Origin of the sequence: Pseudoalteromonas carrageenovora IAM 12662 (assembly GCF_900239935.1) — a bacterium.
Lineage (GTDB): Bacteria > Pseudomonadota > Gammaproteobacteria > Enterobacterales > Alteromonadaceae > Pseudoalteromonas > Pseudoalteromonas carrageenovora.
In genome coordinates this window covers 117389-137109 of the sequence record NZ_LT965929.1, presented here as the reverse complement: position 1 = coordinate 137109, position 19721 = coordinate 117389, and the positions used below count along the sequence as shown (strand labels likewise).

Genomic DNA, 19721 nt, shown 5'->3' with positions numbered 1-19721 from the left:
TTAACTAACTTTGCTTGAAGGAGCACACCGTGTCGCGATTTTCTGCTGTTACTGACAATCCCCACGACGGGCGTTTTAATCAAAAAACGGGGATGTTACTTACTAACTTAGGCAGCCCCGATGCGCCAACGCCCGCAGCACTACGTACATATTTACGTGAGTTTTTATCTGACCCTCGTATTGTAGAAATTCCTCGCCTAGTATGGATGGTAATTTTACATGGCATAATTTTGCGCGTACGCCCTAAACGTTCTGCAAAATTATACGAAAGCATATGGACCGAAAACGGCTCGCCGCTTACTCACATAACTCGCCAGCAAAGTCTTAAATTAAACACCTTATTAAAAGAGCAAGGTTATGCAAACACCGAAGTTGTTATGGCTATGCGCTACGGTAATCCTTCTATAGAGGCAGGTCTTGAAGCGCTACGCGATAAAGGCTTAACGCGTATTATTATTTTGCCAATGTATCCTCAGTATTCAAGCCCAACGACGGGTTCAACATTTGACGCGGTCTCTAATGTACTGCGCAAATGGCGCTGGGTGCCAGAGCTGCACTTTGTAAATGGTTATCACAAAAATACCCGTTATATAGAGTCGCTTGCTAATAGTATAAGTGAAGATTTAGAAAAAAACGGTATGCCACAAAAACTGGTTTTTTCGTATCACGGCATGCCTAAACTGTTTTTAGACAGAGGTGACCCTTATCACTGCCTATGTCTGCAAACCACACGTTTAGTTGTTGAAAAGCTAGGCCTAGATAAAGACAAAGTTATAAGTACTTTTCAAAGTCGCTTTGGTAAAGCTGAATGGTTAAAACCCTACACAGATGCAACTCTTGCAGCCTTACCAGATGAAAACATCACCGATGTAGCTATTATAAGCCCAGCTTTTAGTGCCGACTGCCTAGAAACGCTTGAAGAGCTAGAAGAAGAAAACCGTGAAATATTCGAAAATGCCGGCGGCGAAAAATACCGCTACATAGCCGCTTTAAACGACAGAGACGATCATATTGATGCCATATTTGATGTGATCAAACCTATGCTCTAAAGCATGAATAATACATAGTTCGCAAAAAAAGCGGTGTTACATTTAACACCGCTTTTTAATTTTAAAGATAAACATTTATTAAATATCATAGCTAATATTTTGCGCGATCAAACTCCACGTCTACAGGACAAATGAACCACAGAGAAGTGAAGGAGAAGAACAGGAGAAGCCATGAACCTATACCTGTATTTTCTCTGTGTAGCGCGAAGCGCCTCTGTGTCCTCTGTGGTGTAATTCATGAGTAGCAGAGTATTTATGCCGCGATAGAATGTAATACAAGCACGAGTTAAACTCGCTGCTACACGATTAGCTCATGCTTTTGGGCACGTAGCTTGCTAGCGTGACGAGCGCAGCTCGTAATTTTTCATAACATGAATACAAGCTACTCAAACTATTTCAAAGAATAAATACGCCCAAGAAATACATAGCACAAAAACTAAATCATCTAATCTTTTCGGGTGATCATTACCGTGCAAACACCTGCAATTATTCCCCAAAAGGCGGAGCCAACCGACAGCATAGTTAAATCAGATGCAGTAACTAAAAACGTAACTATGGCGGCTTCTGTATATTCACTGCCATTAAGTGCTTGTTGTAAACTATTGGCAATGGTGCCAAATAATGCAATACCCGCTAAAGCTAAAATTAGAGCTTGAGGTAAACTGGCTACCAGCCCAACAAGCGTAGCGGCACTCAGCGCCATTAAAATATAAAATACACCGGCTGCAATACTTGCCCAGTAACGTTTATCGTGGTTTTTATCGGCTTCATCACTCATGCAAATTGCTGCAGTTATCGCGGCTAAATTAATTGAATAAGCACCAAATGGGGCGGTTAGTAAATTTACAAAACCTGTAACGTTTAAAGATGCCGAAATTGGCGCTTTATATTTATGTGCTTTTAATACCGCTATACCAGGTAAATTTTGCGACGTCATGGTTACTATATAAAGCGGTAAGCCAATACTAATACAAGCTTGAAGATCAAAAACGGGTTCAATATAAGCAAACTCGCTTATTTTCCATTGCAGTGCGCTGGTATCTATATGCCCCATTTGCCAAGCAAGCATCACACCTACAATAAGTACGCTTAACATAGCAAAACGTGCAAAAAAACGTTTGCCAATAAAGTACGTGAGCACCATTAAACCAATTACTAACGGCATATCGTTCATAAAATTAAACACATCAATACCAAAAGTAACCAGTACGCCTGCCAGCATCGCACAGGCCAGTTCGCTAGGTATACGGTTCATTATTTTTTCAAACCAACCAGTAATACCCGACAAAAAAACCAGCAATGCACTGAGCATAAACGCGCCAATTGCCTCACCTAAATTATATCCCTGCGCACTAGATATAAGCAGTGCAGCCCCTGTAGTAGACCACGCAATTAAAACCGGCACTTTGTAATAATACGATAACCCAATTGAGGTTATACCCATTACTAAACCCAGCATTAAAATCCAACTGGCAACTAACTCCGGCGTGCCCCCTAAAGTAATTACTACCTGATAAATCAGTGCAATTGAACTCGAAAAACCAATAATTACAGCTACAAGCCCTGCTGTAATTCGGTTAAGCAACTGATCAGATACCTTCATAAATCCCTCATACTTCATTTTTACAGCAAACAACATACTTTGCATGTTAGTGCTTTGCAATTGGCTATTACGCTATGGCCAATGAAAAATTTTCACGCATAGTTAAACTTTTTTTAACGCTTAAAAAGCATACTCATAATTGTAATTATAAAAACAAAACAAGTACCTAAAAACAGCCCTGCAGGGTGCATGAACATTGTAAAAAACCAATACATAAATTTACATTTAGCAGTCCTAAAATAGGTAAAGATCCTTTTTACAATGAGTTACAAAGACACCTCTTACCACTTTATGATTACATTTATAAACTTGATCTAAACTATTTTATACTATAAAACATAACACCTAGTTAACTTTAAACCCCATAAGAGAAACAAATGAAACGTTATGTTGCCTTAATTATTGCCATTCCTTTATCGGCATATGCTATTTATTCATTTTTAAATACTCCCAAAAAAGCAGCAAAACCTATCGCCCCAATTGCTATTGACGTAGTGCCTGTGAACTCTAAATTTGCGACGAATCAAAAAGCACCTCAACCAATTGATATGAGCAAAGATCCAATAACAGTTAAAAATATTGAGCCTGCAAAAACCTCAATACCCGAGCACTTTGATGCCATAAATAAGCTTTCGGATGATGCAAAAGCAATACTTAAAAATGCCAAAGTTCTACCAACCGATTTAAACAACGAAGCCTATATAGAGTTTGATTTACCAACACTAAAAGCACTAAATATGGGTGATAACTTCGATTTAGCGATTCCGCAATCTGCAGAAACCTACACAGCAGAAATTACAAGCGTGAGTGAGGCTAGCAATGGCGATAAAAGTATTTTTGGCCAAGTAACAGGTATAGATGGGAACATGCACAATACCGTTTTAACCGTAGGTAAAGACGCTGTATACGGGCAATTTACGACCCCTAATGGTAATTACGTTTTTGAAAGTAAAGGTAAATATGGCTGGATAGCCGCTAAGCGTGATTTATACAAAAGCCATATTGAACACGACACAAGTTCGCTTTCGCCAAATACACAAAAAGGAGTTGATGTATTTGCACCTAAAAAAGATGAAAACTTAACAAATTAAAACCACTACAAAAGTAAGGAAATACAACAATGAAAAAAGTAATCTCAACAAGCGTAATAGCAGCATCGTTATGTGCAGCAAGTGTTGCTCAAGCAGAAACGATTAATATTGGTATTTTATATACTGATCAATCGGCGGCTGCTACAAGTAACATTACAACAAAAATTAACCAGCTAATTGCTTTTAGCAACCAAGTTTATAGCCAAAATGGTGTAGACATTACACTTAACTTAGCAGGCACACAAAACCTAGGCGATTACGCAGTAACACCGTCTGAGGAGTGGCTCGACGCTGTTACCGACAGCAGTTACGTTGATGGTTTACGCACAGATTGGAAAGCCGACATGATTGCTGTACTAGGTACAGGCCAAAGTGCTGGTAACGGTTTAATTTCGTGCGGCTTAGCCTGGGTTGGCCAAGGCACTAACGGTAATTTATACAGCTCAATGAGCGATCGTATGTACTCTATTACTGCTATTGATTGTGGCGCAACTACGTTTGTACATGAACTTGGTCATAACCAAGGTTTAGCGCATTCACGTAAGCAAGGCGATACATCGGGTGGCGTGTATGTTGATGGTATGGGCCACGGCGTTCAAAACGAATTTGCAAGTATAATGGCTTACCCGCACGTTTACGGTAGCGCAACACAATACGATTACTTCTCTAACCCTAATTGGACAGTAAACGGTTTAGCGTTTGGTGTAACTAACCAAGCATATGCAATTCGTACTGTTACCGATACAAAAACAAGTATTGCTAACTTTAAGTAAGTGATTTAAAGCAGGCTGTATATAGCCTGCTTAGTTTGTTATTCCCTTTAGGGCGCATTTGCGCTCTTTTTTATTTTAAATCATTAACAAAATTTAATGTTGCGTCCACATTTACAATATTTGGTAATAGGTACACTTACACCATAGTAATAACTAAAAAGTAGTAACTAAAAGCCTAAAAGTGTGCAGCTAATTAATGCACTACTATTTTTTGTTTTACAGCAGGCATTAACGTTTTACCGTCACCATCTACTTTATCTAAAAGCTTAAGCCCCATTACTTTTGCAAGTACCGGGTAAATATCAAGGTTACTTACTTTTTCAAGCTTTACACCTTGCTTAAAGGCTGGGCCAACCGCTACAAGTGATGCCGCCATGTCATCAGTATAGGCATAGCCATGAGTACCTAAATACATTGCTTTATCTGAATTGGTAAATACCGCCGGCGCTGTAGTTTGCACTACAATATCGCCCACCCGAGTGCCCTTATTATAATGATACCCAGCTAACTGCTCGTCATTTAACACTGTATAACGCCCATTAGCAGCCTTTTTTAAACGTGCTTTGTAGCCTTCAATATCTGCACTTTTAGCATCTGGCTGCGTATAAATTAATAAACGAGGGCCTGTGTTTTTAACTAAAAAGTTATCGTCTTGTGGCAGTGTTGAAATATCAATACTTTGCTCAGGGTCTACATGCGCCATACCGTGATCGGATACAATAACTAAGTTAACGTCTTGCTCTAACTTGCTTAATCGGGTTTGTAATTGGCCCATTAAATCGTCTAATTGCTTTACCGCATCGCGAGTTTGCGGTGCGTCTGGCCCAAACTCATGCCCCATGCTATCTACTAACGAAAAATAACTCGCTACAAAGCGTGGACGCTGTGCTTTAGGTAAGCTTAACCACTGTATAATTTGATCTACACGGCCTTGGTACTCACTGTATTTAGAGTAGTGAAAGTAATAGTCGGGCGTCATGCCATTAAAGCGCGCATCCGACTCTGGCCAAAAATAAGTAGCCGATTTTAGCCCCTGCATTTTTGCTAAATTCCAAAGTGGAATACCGCTTACCCACGTGCTATCGCCCATGCCTTTACCCATACTGTAACACTCGTTTTTACGGGCTTTATCACAAAAGTTATTATCTACAATGCCATGGTTTACAGGCAGTAAACCCGTAATTATAGAAATATGATTAGGAAACGTTTTAGTTGGGTAAACCGGAATAAGCTTTTGAGCCCTTACACCGCGATCCCCCATTGCTTTTAAATTAGGCGCGCCGTGTTTTTCTATGTAATCCCAACGTAGGCCATCTATTGATACCAGCACCACTGTTTGCTCTTTTGCCGCATATGCCGCTTGGCTGGTTAACATTAAAAGAGCCAACATCATTGCCTTTAAAAATACATACTTCATTACAAATACTCGCCTACATTAAAATGCGTTAAATACTGAAAAATATAGCTTTATAATACAATTGCCGGGCCTTAAATGATACAAGCACCTGTACCTAACTCGTCTAGATGTATATATTAACAAGTAAGTATTAAAAACGAATGACAACGCGCATTTACTTTGCCAGTCGTCACCACTAAGCAAGGACTCCGATGACTATCGACTTTAGTAAAAAAATAACCCCCGCGCGCATGTATCGCACGACTGCAAATTTACAAATGGCGATGGAAAGCGATCGCGGTCGCATAATTAACAGTGCAGCTATTCGTCGCCTGCAGCAAAAAACCCAGGTTTTTCCGCTAGAGCGAAACGCAGCAGTGCGCTCGCGGTTAACTCACTCACTCGAAGTTCAACAAGTGGGCCGTTTTATAGTACAGCGCATTTTTGCTAATTTAAGCTTTGAGCAACAAACCGAGTTTGGCTTAAAAGGGCTAGAACGCCCGCTCGAAAGCTTAGTAGAAATGGCCTGCCTAATGCACGATATAGGCAACCCACCGTTTGGACATTTTGGCGAAGCTGCAATAAACCACTGGTTTAATAATAATTTAGCAAGTGTTACACCAAAGCGCTGCAAAGAGCCAAACACCGGCATAGGCGTTATTTTTAAACACCTCGCGCTCGATATTTGTAATTTTGAAGGTAACGCACAAGGCATACGCATTATTCATTCGCTGCAAACACTTAATTTAACCTATAGTCAAAGTGCGGGGATTTTAAAATACACTCGCCCAGCAGGGCTTGATGTAAAAGACATACCGCAAAACAAAAACTACTTAATGAAAAAAGTAGGTTACTACTACAGCGAAAAAGCGTTTGTAGAAGCGCTTCAAAACGAGCTAACCATTGAGCCGTATTGCCGCCACCCCGCAAGTTACATAATGGAAGCCGCCGACGATATTTCGTATTGCCTAGCCGACATAGAAGACGCAGTAGAAAAAGACATAATAAGCACCGAGCTGTTGTGCCAAGCACTTAAAAGCCAATATAAAAAAGCGCTTATAAACCTAACCATAGACGATGCTGAGCATCTGTCTTTTGTAGATAAAGCGGTAGATTACGCTCTCGATCGTGCACAGGCTCAGCCATATAACTTTAATAGCGAATTTTTTATATACCTGCGCGTAGCACTGCTCCACCCGCTGGTGAATCATGCGGCAAAACGCTTTATTAAGCACATAGAGCCTATTTACCATGGCGACTTTAACCAAGCCCTTTTAGAAGACAGAAGCCATTTACACGCCGTAACTAAAACGCTTAAAAAAGTAGCGCTTGAGCATGTTTTTTCTAATAAAGAGGTAGAAAAACTAGAGCTACAAGGCTATAGAATAATTAACGGCCTGCTTGATTGTTATAAACCTTTGCTGCAATTAACCAGCGACGATTTTAGGCGAGCACTTAATGGCGACTCACGCTTATTAATAGAGTCGCGTTTAGTTAAAAAGCTCTCTAAAAAACACCTAAACAGTTACCAACATGCAATAGATGCCATGCAAGAAGAGCCTGACCACTTTGCAGCGTACGAGTTTTATTATCGCTGTAGGTTAATTCAAGATTACATAAGCGGCATGACCGATCAATTTGCATATGATGAATACCGCAGCCTGATGGTGATCGACTAAGTCGCGCGCCCCCTAGATAATTTTTAATTTTGCGCTTAAAATCAAACTATTAATATTTAAGCGCTGTTACTTTATGATCATAAAATTAGTTAGACTTACTCTGTGTTTTGCCCTTTTTTATAGCGCACAAAGCGCTGCTTACAACGAAGCCATGTGCATTTTAATAAAACAAGAAATGCAGCAAAACAGCAATAATAAAGCCAGCCGACAATACCGAAAAGCCGCGCGCGACTACAAAAATAATTGTAATAAGCCAAAACAAGTTCAAACCCAGCCTAAGCCGCAAATAAGTGAGCCAGAGCCAACACCTATAGTTACTCAGCCTCAGCCTCTAATTGTAGAGCCCGCACCTGTTGTTGAGCCCATTGTCGCACCTGCTAATAACATAAACGAAGAAACACTTAATTTAACAGACGAGCAAAAGCAGCAAATAAATGAGCAGCTAAACACAAACGATGTAATAACCATTGATGTAAATACAGCTAATGATCAGCCACAAACACAAACCGAAAATGAGCAAAGCGCAGCGCAAAACACAATTAATAACAATACAGATGAAAGCCACCCCCCAGCCGTACCGCCAGTTAAACAACCAAAAGTAGAGCCGGTAAACACAGCACCTGAAAACACGGCGCCTATAAAAGTACTAAGCAAACCAGCACCAATAGTTACACCACTACCGGCAAACCAAAACTCAAGCTCGCTGTTATTACCGACCTTAATTATTGTTATTGTGGTGCTAATTGGCGCAATGGTATTAGTGCGTATACGCCGCGCTAAGCAACAAAAAACCGAGCCAGTTATGGGCGCAGACGCTTTAGTTAAAAATGCTAAAAATGAGCAAAGCGCAGCTAAAAAGACTAAACAACCAGAGCCTACCGCTGAGCAAGTAAATACCGAAAGTACGACTGCAGCTGCGCCTATTAAAAAACAACATAAAGCACCTTCAACTCAAAGCACAGAGCTAAATAAACCAATACCTGTAGAAGTAAAAGCTGAGCAGGCTAATTTACCAAATACAAAAAGCGAAACTCAGGAAGTGGCTCAGCAGCCAAATGAGCAACTAATCAGCAATGAAGCAATTAATACCACTGAACAACCCGTTGCTATCGCGCCTCAAAGCGCTCAGCCAACTGATGAACCTAGCGCTACTTTTAGCGATGCTAAACAAAAAACCGAGCCTAATACCGCCGAGTTTGAAGCCGCAGCCAAAACCACGTTAGAGCGCATAAAAAGCGCCGATGAATTTAGCGAACCACAAGTACGTGAATTTGATCCTGATGCAAAACCAGTAAAAAGAAAGCGTAATCACGGCGCTCAAATTACAGAGCCTACCCACACAGAAACTGAGCGCAATACAGTAGAGCAAACACAAAACACACCTGAGCCAATAACGCCCAGCGAGCCTGTTGCTGACTTACATACACCCAATGAAACAGCAAACAATGAGGTTACATCATTCGCCACCGAGCACGACTTTAAAGAGCCAGAAGTACGTACATTTGACCCAAGCGCACCACTTCCAGGTAAAAAGCCAGCACCTAAAAAAGCAGAAGTTAAAGTTGAACCTGTACCTGAAAATAAACCTGAAAACATTGCGACACCAATTGATGAGCAAGAGCAAGCTCCTTCAAAACCAGAGCCAGCACCAGAGCCTAAAAAGGCAGATAGCAGCAATCCATTTGCAAACCTATCACTTGATGAAAGCTGGGATCCAAACTCTGCAGAAAAGCCCAAAATAGAAGAGAAAAAACGTACCCCTAAATCACAAGCACTTATAGACGCAGAAGAACGCGCTAAAAATATGAAAACCAAAGAGTAGTACTTACTCTTTGGTTTGCTGCGCTTACAAATATTCTCGGGGTTTTAACGAGAGCAAGCTCGAGGTCTGTAATTAAATACCTGAGCTTGCTACAACCATCTTAGGCGTAAAACCTACTCGCGCGAAAAGCGAAGCTTTTAAATTGCCATTCACGCTAAAAGTTATGTGTTTTAAAAGAGGTTTTTAACCACTTTGAATATTGACTATCAATATCAGGATACTGCTCATTCAGCGAAGTACTCAATTGTTTTTTAGATAGCTTATTACAAGGTAACTCTTGCTCAGCAAGCATTATGTTTTTAAGTAAAACTTTGCCTGAATGCGAGTCCATCAAAAAATAAATAGCAGCCCAACTGCTTGCATATAACTTGCTAGTATCACTTTTACTCCAAGATTTATCCAAAGTAATTAGCGAGTTAAATGTGAATACACTTTTTGTAATTTTGCTATTTTTTACCCATGAACTATTAGGTTCAACAATACCTGTTTGCATATGGTTTTTTGTTAGTTCAAAGTATTCAGCTAATCCTTCATTAAGCCACCTAGGCGTATAACCTAATACCGCTTTATTAATAGCATGCACAGCCTCATGTATTGCAGTTCGCATTGCAGCATGTTCATTATCATAATTAATAAAGGCAGAATTACTTGCATGAAAGTACATACCTGCTGTATTGCTAGGGTTAGCGCCTCGTTGCTTTATTGCCGCTTCGTAAGCACGGCGCGTAGGTAATACAGTTAAATTGAGTTTTACCTTTTTAAGCGCGTGCACACCAATAATCTGGCCATATACTTTAAACACCGTATTAAGTTTGATGTGTAATGCCTGGTTAAACGACGAGGGTAAATTAGGCGTATTCAATGTGAGATCAAAATAATCTAATGGCTCAATAAAACCAGTGTTATAAGTGGCTACTGCAAAGTCAGGTTTTTTATCACTAAAGTGCTGTACGCCGTCAGTGTCGGTCCAGGTAAATATATCGCCATTTTGTTTGTATTTAACTTTTCCTAACGATACATCCACGCAGCGCGTAATATCGCCTTGTGGCGAATGATTATCCATAGCTACTGGCGTATTTTGTAAAGTTACAGTGCTTTGATTATCTAAACGTTTTATAACTTGTGGTTTAGTAACAATCGTTTGCGTTAAACCGTTATAAATTCGTTTAACCTCACCCACAGGGTCGTGATAATTAAACACCCGCCCCGTAAAATGATTAGCAATAAGTGCCGATGCTATAAGCAACACAATAAACATAAATACTATGCGTAACTTTGTGTTAAACATCGTTATGGGCGCCCTTGCCACTGCGCTTCAAATAAATCTTTTTGTTTACCTCTGTATTCGCTACACCACACAAAATCGGCCGACTCCATCCCTTTTTTACGACAACGTTTAGGCAGTTTATAAAATTTAGACCAAGCATCTAGTTTAGCTGCATCTTTATAGCTATCGCTGTGTAAAGACATATTAGATACATTTTGGTTAAGTAACCAATTGCTGTTAGACGTTCGAGTTGAAGCAATAGAAGAAACGCCACTACTCTTTTTAGGCTTACTACAGTGATTAGCAAGTAAGGTAAATAACGCTTTATCGCGCGCAGTTAAGTGTTCGCCTTCTTTTGTGCTGTAACCACTTCTAAATTGCGAGCGGATAGCTTCGCGTTGCTTTTTAATACTGTCGCATTGAGATTGTGAGTAAGCTGTACCTGCTTGGGTTAATGTTGCAAACACGCTAAGCACTAATATTAAAATCCATTTAAGCATTTGGTAAGCCTGTATAAATTAGCAGAAATTAAAAAGAGGATTAATTAGAGGGTAAATATTAAATTTAAAAGATATAATTTTATTATAAATAAAAGCCTATTTACCGCCTTTATTTAGAGTTAAATACTTTTATTTATAAACAAAAATATTTAATATAAACAAATTAAAGTTAGCTTAATTACGTTTATAATTTATTTATAAACTAAAACATATATTAAAATTTAAATATTATTAACTTTAACATTTAGAATAAACTGCAACCAAATGAGGAACACTTAGTTTAATTATAAATTTTAGCCTCAACACATTCGTGCTTATTTAAACTAGAAAGGTCTTTAGTTAGTAAGTATTTCACTATCAGCATGGTGTTTTTGAAATCTATTTCACGAAATTTAAAAGCATGCTTTATCATCAGTTTAAAATAAACATAACAATGAGAGTTAAACGTTTTCTTTAAAATTTTTCGTTGTTTAGAATTTAACTCTATGTTTTCTAAAATCATCGCGGTTGCTAATGCTTTACTTCCCATAATATTGCAAGAGCCGACCAGTTCCCAACTAATATTAGAAAAGAACATATTAACCCCTTTACCGCATTTGGTAACATCACAAGGGTAATAAGCTACTTTGTCTGCGCCTGCGCATAGTAACAACCACATTAACTCATCTTCCCCTGCAAACCTTAATTGGTCACAAAATAAAATATCAGGGAACTTGTTTAATCTATACATAACAGTGGAGGTTTGCGATAAGTACTTATTGTACATAGACTCAATAACAACTGACGAATCAATAATAAACTGAGAGTCACCTATTGAAAAACGACTAAGGTCTTGTTCCATTTCAGGGATATCTGTATTCCAATTTGAATCATAAAAACCATCACGGTCCGTATTTCCAAAATAAAAATTAGCACCTAAATCAAATGCTTCTAAGGCTAAAGAAGAGTGCTTCTCGCCCCATTGATCATCAGAGTCCAAAAACGCAACGTAATCTACAACACTACTGAGCTTTTCTTGAATATGCCTTAAAGCTGTATTCCTAGCGATCGCTGGGCCAGAATTATTTTTATGATAAAGGCTAATAAGGTGTACGTTTTTAGGTAAGGTAGGTAGTTGAGATAATTCTTCAGACAATGCAAGTGGGGAGCAGTCATCAACAATAACAACATAATAATTTATTTCACTTGAGCATTTTTGTTCAAGTATAGACTTTAGAGACTTTAATAGTATCCCTTTATCTCTTTGATAAAATGGTATCACTACCCCAATATTGTGCATAAAAATTTCCTATGAATCATCTTAAAAACATCCGTGTACAGCAATTAAAAAATTGCGTGATTATTTGAACAAGGCCAAATAAAAATTATTAACAATAACTTTTAAAATTATAATTTTAAAAAACAATATAAACTGTTTTATATTTATAATATTTATTGACTAAAAATAATACTAACATTTAACTACCAAATCAATAAATATTGCCTAAATAGCCGCTATTTTAAAGGCCGGGCAGTGTTAAATACTAAAAATACAAACTGCTATTATTAAATTACAAATTATTTCATACACATAAGGTTTACTTGCATTTAAAAAATAGCCAACTATTATTACTGATAGTTAAATAGTACAAAATTTTAAAAACCAACCCTTTATCATTAATAGTTTTAATTACTAACCTAAATTAGAGCTTGTACCTATTTAACAATGTGAAACTAATGCCCAAGTATTTCCAGGCTATTAACTCATACTATTGATAAAAAATTTAGCTTAAAGTAAATCAATTCTAAAAATGACGAGCTGACTACTTATTGAACACCGTGTTTTTCATTATCTACGATTGCTTGCGTAAATTACCCATTATTTGTAAATCTACAAAACGCCTTACACAGTAATTTTTTTATATAGACCCACAATAATACCAAGATCGAATAGTCTATCAAGTAACTTATTAAGCAATTTCAATTTCACATAAGTAAAAGCTGCATATTTATTAAACCACACGCTAATAAATTACTTTATAGGTACAAATTAGTTACTATAAATATCGATATGCTTTATTTGTTTGCTTTTATATACCAGCAAAAAATTTTAGGTAGGAATTGATTCACATTAAGATACTGTTTTAAACCTAAGAGGGAGGAAACAGCGCGGCTTATCACACTCATAGCAACCTACTACATATAAAATACCATTTACACATTAGCCGCAAAGCCTGCTCGCGTGAAAAGCGAAGCTTTAAATTTTGGGCAAAAGTTTACCTTGCGCTTTAATTAAAGCATTCAACATTACTTGTTCAACTTAAACACAGCTATTCGCCTCATATAGTGAGTCAAATATTAATTTAATTGCCTCATTGAGCAGCTTTGTAACGTGTACTGCGCCCACCGGCAGCCATTTTTGTTATGAAACCAAGCGTTTGTAAATCAGCTAAATGGCGCGTTGCAGTCGCACGGCTAACTTTAGCCACCTTTTGATACTGACTGGCACTAATGCCGTGCTCAAATTGGCCATCGAGTAATTTATTAATTACTTTTACCTGTTGCTCACTTAGTTTTGCTTGCTCTTTACTTGCCCAGTAATTGGTCTTAAAAACTGTTTGCTCAATATTATTAAGCGTATGGTGTATTGCATTATTAAGCGTACATAAAAACCATTTAATCCACTGTGTTATACAAAGCCCACCACGCTGCGTGGTTTCTAGCACCTCGTAGTAGCTTTTCCTATCGTCTAAAATAGCCACCGACATAGCATAAAACCGAATAGACTCTGCATACTTTTGTGCTAAAGCCAAATCGGTTATAAGCCGTGTTATTCGCCCGTTACCATCTTCAAGCGGATGTATAGTTACAAACCATAAGTGTGCGATAGCAGCACGAATAAAAGGGTCTATTTGTGGATCGTTTTGCGTGTTGTTAAACCAATCAAAAAATAGCGACAGCTCTTTATTTACTACCTTTTTAGGGGGTGCTGTAAAATGTAATACTGGTTTGTCTAAACGCCCCGACACCACCTGCATTGGCTCGCCGCCACGCAACTGCCCGCCCTCAATGTTAGTAAACAAGCTTTGCTCACCTGCAAATAATAACCGATGCCAGCTAAGCACGCGTTCTAAATCAAGCGGTGAATTTGTGTTCGTTATTGCATCAAGCATAATTTCTGCAAGATTGTCGCTTTGCACTGTTGTGGGGTAAGGCTTCTCGTTAATGTTGAGCTTTTTAGCAAGCGAAGAGCGAACCGAAAATGCATTAAGCTTTTCGCCCTCAATTGCACTGGAGTGAATAATATTCGCTAGTAAGGTATCAAGAGCTTGCTGCTTTTGATGAGCACTTTGCACGCCCGTACGGCCCACTAACAAACCTTGGTTATATGAAAGCTCCCTTAGTAAAGGAGCAAGCGCCGCATCGTCCCACGTAAAGTTTGGCCAGTTTTGTTGTTGCCATATCCACATAGTCTTTAGCCCTTAAGTTAATTAGCTTCAGTCTATATGATTTAATTGCCTCATTCAATGAGGCAAATAGTGGAATTAATCGCCTCATTGCTTTGCAAGCACCACCGCTTTTAAATTATAGGAAACTGTAATTTAAACATCCGTAGACACTGTTTTACATCGCGCTTTGATTTTTAACCGTAGGCGCGTAGCTTGCTCGCGCAAAAAGCACAGGTTTTAGAATGTATTTACTTTTATCGCGTTGGCGACGGCAATCAAAAAGAGGCCCCCTTAGCAGCAGCCTTTAAATGTATCGTAGGCGCCCAGCTTGCTCGCGCGAAAAGTGAAGCTTTTAAATTGCCTTACTATCGTTCAAGGCTCGCTGTACTACTTGATAACAAATAGCACGCTGCTGCTCTTGCTCTAAGCTAACCTGTCGCATTGAAAGGATCATTTTAACTATTTGTTTATGAGAAACGATAGGGAAGGCAGGTCTCTGCTTTAGCTCTACAAACCAACCAGGAAAGCATAAAACAGGCAAAGCTTGGGTGTTAAAACCCGTCGCCTCTTGCAGCCATTTATTCACCCAATTAGCTTGATTTTGAGCTTGCTCTAGCGGCTTACTTTCAAACCAAGAGGGAAACACTAAACGATTTTTCTCAAATTTAACTTTGTAATTTGTATCGTCTTTTATCCGTTTATGCCTACCTTTGGTTTCAATGGCAAATATCCCATTTGGCCCAACAACCAAATGATCGATATTAAAACCATCAGCTTGTATATCATGAAATACCTGATAACCGTGTGACTGTAATTCTATAAGCTCTGAAGCAACTGCTAATTCTGCGTCGCGCCCGAGTTTTAGTTTTATTAAGTGATTTGACTCAACCCAAAGCTTTCGTGCCACGTAGACTAAACCCAATGCAATCATAATAATGAAGAAGTAATTAAACTTGCCGCTGGCAAACATTTCAGCAATGCCTTTAATAGCAAAAGGCATTGTAACTATTAAAGCAGACAAAGAAATCAGGCCAATTACATCAACAATCTTGTTATTTACTTGTTCGTTTAATGTTTGCGCTGCAACACGTTTAAGCTTTTTACGATCAACAGGTAGTTTTGCATTTTTTTGATGAAGCCATATTTTGACAAACAAAACACCCAGTAATGAATAAACACTACCAATAACAAATAAAAGACTTAAACCTTGGTTTAATAAATCATCCATGATGAGTTCCTATAATCATAATGTTTACTTTATACCTTAAAAACAGGTACATGTCGCATTATTCAAACTCACGCGACGAAGCCCACCTAAACACCTGTAGGCGCTCAGCTTGCTCGCGCGAAAAGCGAAGCTTTTAAAATAATTTACAAATATCGCGTTGGCGATGGCAACCAAAGAGAAGTAACCGCCGACTTCTCTTTGGAATCTTTCGGCGCCCCGAGTATTTTGCAATTTCCTCAAAGCCTAAATCGACATGAACGTAACTGCCGTGTATTCGCCGTCCATGGCGAAGTCACGGCTTTAATTGCATTGCCTAAAGGGATTTAGGTACTTGGAATTTGTCGGGAACAAAATTCCGCCATGCAATCAATTACTCACAATTAAGTCCTTTCGGGCAAAATGACGGGGAAATTGTCTTGGCATTAGCCTTTAAGTTTGTTGTTATTACCGTTATGTATATTAAAGTTAACTTTACCTTTTTACCTTGGCCAGTAAGTTACCTAACTTATCTAGCTCGATTAACCATCATCTCAAAGCTTTATGATGCTCGCCAAAAATAACGAACACAGTAAGCAGCGGCTTGAAATTTTTTAATCAGCAATTACTTAAATTTGAGCAAACCGTCCGCTATCAAGCTTACTTTTATGCGTTAGATAATGGCGTTTATCAGCCCACAAATAAAGCTCAGGCCGACTAACCTGGCGCTGGTTTAGAGCTACAAGCTAGGTTTTACCAAAAGCCCGCTGCCTTCTCATTTCTTCTTTATGGTTCATAAAAGCGCCAACCAATAAATGACCACTTAATCAGTCATTAACTATCTAATGAATGCTTAAATAATCTTTAACTTATATGAGGGATCACGCTTTCTAAGCGCTTTATGTCAACATCACTGATATTAGCAAAACGTTTAAAGTGCGTTGGCCACTGGCGAGTATAGCTTTCAACCTCTGCAATTATTTTTGTTGCTTGAGCCTTGTTGAGGCCAAAGCGTTTGGCTTGCGACAATAAATTATCGATACTAGCATATCGGCCATCATCACCAAGCCCTATGCCATGCTGCTTTGAGTTATTAATAGGGGTGATATCATAAGCGGGGCTCATACGCCACGTTTGCCCAGCAAAGTGATACAAAAATGCATGATTTCGGCTGTGATCATCGGTATTACCAATAAACACGTTAAATACCATTCGCTTGTAGAGCTCTGTAGCATCAGCAGCGAACTCACCTGTGTGGTGGCGAATAAATTCTGCCAGTTCACCGTAGCTATAGTATGTTGCTAAGTCGCTTATCGCGACTTTTGGTTTTTGTAATAAGCTATTGGCGCTTAAAAAGTGATGAGTTGGTAAGTCATCGCTTACATCAAAACGTTCAACTAACAGAACATCGCCATTTTCTGTTTCATGAATACGGGTATTTGCAGTGCGAATCCCCAATTCATTAGCCATACGCATAGCGCCATGCTCAGCCCTAGCTAAATTAAACAAATCGTCTTGACGATTAAATTTTGCTAAATAAAGCTTTTCATCAATTTTTACAGAGGTTTTAGGTCTTGCTCCCCCCATGCTTTGGCCAAATTCAAAGGCTTTTTTTGCTTCCTGTGAAATCGCTTTATTGGCGAGCAAATCGTCCTTTGCTTGATCTAACAAGGCTAAATCGGCTAATGTATTTTTATTCGCTTTATGTTTTGATGCGCTGCGCGACAAACTAAATACCAAGGCGCCAACACCATACCCAGACCCTGCGAGTAAAAATTCTAGCTCATTCTTTGGCTTGGTATTATGTAACGACAGTATAAGCTTACGCCCCCACGAATCAGCTCCCGCATCACTTAACACCCCAAACACACCTTTATTGGCAGAATAACTAACTATGCCAGGCTGTAATGGTAAATGCAGCGGATCGAGCGCAAACGCATCAGAGCGCGCAAGGTAACTTTTACCATAATTAAACTCACCTCGGCCAGTTTGTGTATTTAACTTAAAAAAACCACAAATTATGGGGCTGTCTTCTAAACCGTCAATAAATACATAAGCTTCAGAAGTCATCGTTAATCACCTGAGTTTTATTGCTTTTACGCTGTCTTGCATTATAACCGCCCACATCTGCGGCTAGCTCGTTAATTTCATCCAGCAATGAGCCTTGCAATTGAAGAACAACAAGGGCTTCAAACAATATATCGCTTTTTACTACCTCTCCTTGTTCAAGCTTTTGTACCGTGGAGCGAGATACACCAATCATCTTAGCGAACGTGCTCTGGGTATAAAGTAAAGTACGATGCTGACGAATTAAATCACCCAAGCGACGCGCCAGCTTTAATGCTTGTTCTGATCTCATAAATGACTACCAAATCGGTCATTAATACATTAATGATTAGTTTAGCGGTATTTATTATGATTGCAATATTATTTAAATAGAGACGTAATGAGCTTCGAGCAGCGGCATTCAAGTTTACCGTAGGCGCCAAGCTTGCTCACGTTAGAAGCGCAGCTTCTCATTACTCAATAAATTAACAACGTAAAAGCCCTGCTTTTAAAACGCCAACAAGTTGCGCGTCTACAAGGTGAATTTTACACTGGCGTGGATGTGGTGTTTAGGCGCGATTTTATATCGCGCTTGTAGACGATGAGCTTGCTCACGTTAGAAGCGCAGCTTCTCATAACTTAATAAATTAACAGCGTAAAAGCCCTTCAACAGTATTTTTATTAGGTACTTCAGTGATATGATTTAAACATATATGACAGAAAGGATGTCGCATGATTTTAAAAGATAAAGCTCTATCAACTTCCAATTACGCTAAGATCAAAGCGGGTCAAAAACAAGAACTTGACGTTGCCTTTTATTTACGTCGCGCCTTTAAAGATCATGGTCAGGTATTTGTGTTTAACGATGTAAAATTTAAACACAATGGCGAAACCGCACAAATAGACCACCTAATCGCGTACACCTATGGTTTTATTCTTATCGAATCTAAAAGTATTACAGGGGAAGTAACGATTAATGAGCATCAAGAATGGAGTCGCAGTTATCGCGGCAACTGGCAAGGTATGCCATCGCCAATAAAACAGGTTGAATTACAACTAGAACTATTAAAAAGCCTAATGCGCGACAATGCACCAAACCTACTCACTAAATTATTTGGCAAACTGCAACAGGGTTTTGGTGGCAGAGAGTGGCATAGTATTTGTGCCATATCGAGTAACGCCATTATCAACCGAAAAAACACACCAAAAACAATTGAAGAGAGGCTGGTTAAATCGGAATTTATAACTGATAAATTACTCGAAATAATGAAGCTTCCAGCATCTAAACCTAATGCACTTCACCTTTTTACAACAAACGTTCGGCCATGGTTCAGTGAAGAAACACTCGATAGGATTTGTCAGTTTATTTTAGATCAAAATATATCGCCTAACTTACAAGAGCCTTCATATGCACCTGCAGAAATAAGCGAATCAGAACCTGTTTACGATGAGGCTTTAATAGCGTCTGAGCAAACCAATACTGAACAAGTAAAACCTAAAAGTGATCTAATCAAAGAGATAACATTAGCTTGTAAGCAATGTAATAGCGCGACCAATTTGCAACCTCTTTCTGGGCGCTATGGCTACTTTGTAAAATGCGGTAATTGCACTGCAAACACACCAATGAAAATGCCGTGCCCTAACTGCTCTAGTAGTAATACGAAAACAAGTAAGCGTAGAGAAAGTTACTCTTTAGTATGCAAAGATTGTGAGATAAGTACGCCAATTAAGCTTTAACGTTTGTAGGTGCTATTCTACATCGCGCTTGCTCGTTAGTAACGGGCTTATAATCCTCAATCAGCGAAAAGGCCTATGTGCTGTATTGAGTTTCATACAATACTAGCAGCAAATTATTTTACACTT

At 38.9% G+C, this 19721-nt stretch carries 15 protein-coding genes; 6 read left to right on the top strand and 9 right to left on the bottom strand.

From position 1 onward, the window contains the following. Positions 1-29: 29 nt before the first annotated feature. Complete coding sequence (gene hemH / locus ALFOR1_RS16970) at positions 30-1049, top strand: ferrochelatase (RefSeq protein WP_104643773.1); 1020 nt, start codon at positions 30-32, stop codon at positions 1047-1049. Positions 1050-1494: 445 nt separating this feature from the next. On the opposite strand, the gene ALFOR1_RS16965 is transcribed toward hemH, so the two are convergent. Next, entirely contained in the window at positions 1495-2652 is a 1158-nt protein-coding gene (locus ALFOR1_RS16965) for a benzoate/H(+) symporter BenE family transporter (RefSeq protein WP_104644167.1), read from the bottom strand. 377 nt (positions 2653-3029) lie between these two features. Between ALFOR1_RS16965 and ALFOR1_RS16960 the strand changes: the two genes are divergently transcribed. Together ALFOR1_RS16960 and ALFOR1_RS16955 are read left to right on the top strand one after the other, a co-directional pair. Beyond that, positions 3030-3743 (top strand): hypothetical protein, encoded by a 714-nt coding sequence (locus ALFOR1_RS16960; RefSeq protein WP_058550477.1) that lies wholly within the window; start codon positions 3030-3032, stop codon positions 3741-3743. A 29-nt stretch (positions 3744-3772) separates the two neighbouring features. Then, positions 3773-4516 carry a zinc-dependent metalloprotease family protein gene (locus tag ALFOR1_RS16955; protein ID WP_058550476.1) on the top strand — a complete coding sequence of 248 codons (744 nt, stop codon included), beginning with the start codon at positions 3773-3775 and terminating at the stop codon, positions 4514-4516. Between the two features lie 193 nt (positions 4517-4709). Here the strand turns inward: ALFOR1_RS16955 and ALFOR1_RS16950 are convergent, their stop codons facing one another. Next, positions 4710-5933, bottom strand: coding sequence for an alkaline phosphatase family protein (locus tag ALFOR1_RS16950; protein WP_104643772.1), 1224 nt, complete (start codon positions 5931-5933; stop codon positions 4710-4712). 191 nt (positions 5934-6124) lie between these two features. Between ALFOR1_RS16950 and dgt the strand changes: the two genes are divergently transcribed. Next, positions 6125-7591, top strand: a complete 1467-nt coding sequence (dgt, locus tag ALFOR1_RS16945; RefSeq protein ID WP_104643771.1) for a dGTPase — start codon at positions 6125-6127, stop codon at positions 7589-7591. A gap of 73 nt (positions 7592-7664) precedes the next feature. Continuing rightward, a complete protein-coding gene (locus tag ALFOR1_RS16940; RefSeq protein WP_104643770.1) occupies positions 7665-9413 on the top strand; it encodes a cell surface protein in 1749 nt (582 codons plus the stop codon). A 154-nt stretch (positions 9414-9567) separates the two neighbouring features. Here ALFOR1_RS16940 and ALFOR1_RS16935 read toward each other — a convergent pair whose 3' ends face one another. From ALFOR1_RS16935 to ALFOR1_RS16905, 7 genes are all read right to left on the bottom strand, one after another. Continuing rightward, positions 9568-10701 (bottom strand): DUF1570 domain-containing protein, encoded by a 1134-nt coding sequence (locus ALFOR1_RS16935; protein ID WP_104643769.1) that lies wholly within the window; start codon positions 10699-10701, stop codon positions 9568-9570. A 2-nt stretch (positions 10702-10703) separates the two neighbouring features. Further along, positions 10704-11180 carry a hypothetical protein gene (locus ALFOR1_RS16930; protein WP_104643768.1) on the bottom strand — a complete coding sequence of 159 codons (477 nt, stop codon included), beginning with the start codon at positions 11178-11180 and terminating at the stop codon, positions 10704-10706. A 280-nt stretch (positions 11181-11460) separates the two neighbouring features. Then, complete coding sequence (locus ALFOR1_RS16925) at positions 11461-12459, bottom strand: glycosyltransferase family 2 protein (RefSeq protein ID WP_058550471.1); 999 nt, start codon at positions 12457-12459, stop codon at positions 11461-11463. 1072 nt (positions 12460-13531) lie between these two features. Then, the gene (locus tag ALFOR1_RS16920; protein ID WP_104643767.1) at positions 13532-14629 is read right to left on the bottom strand and encodes a Fic family protein; all 1098 of its coding nucleotides are present in this window, start codon (positions 14627-14629) and stop codon (positions 13532-13534) included. Positions 14630-14960: 331 nt separating this feature from the next. Beyond that, positions 14961-15836 (bottom strand): nuclease-related domain-containing protein, encoded by an 876-nt coding sequence (locus ALFOR1_RS16915; RefSeq protein ID WP_104643765.1) that lies wholly within the window; start codon positions 15834-15836, stop codon positions 14961-14963. 840 nt (positions 15837-16676) lie between these two features. Beyond that, on the bottom strand, positions 16677-17882 hold the full coding sequence (locus ALFOR1_RS16910) for a type II toxin-antitoxin system HipA family toxin (protein ID WP_104643764.1): 1206 nt from the start codon (positions 17880-17882) through the stop codon (positions 16677-16679). Then, positions 17872-18171, bottom strand: a complete 300-nt coding sequence (locus ALFOR1_RS16905; protein WP_004589614.1) for a helix-turn-helix domain-containing protein — start codon at positions 18169-18171, stop codon at positions 17872-17874. The genes ALFOR1_RS16910 and ALFOR1_RS16905 overlap by 11 nt, the downstream gene beginning before the upstream one ends. A gap of 419 nt (positions 18172-18590) precedes the next feature. Here ALFOR1_RS16905 and ALFOR1_RS16900 point away from each other — a divergent pair, with 419 nt between their 5' ends. Then, positions 18591-19595: a nuclease-related domain-containing protein gene (locus ALFOR1_RS16900; protein ID WP_104643763.1), complete on the top strand. Its 1005-nt coding sequence runs from the start codon at positions 18591-18593 to the stop codon at positions 19593-19595. Positions 19596-19721 lie beyond the last annotated feature (126 nt).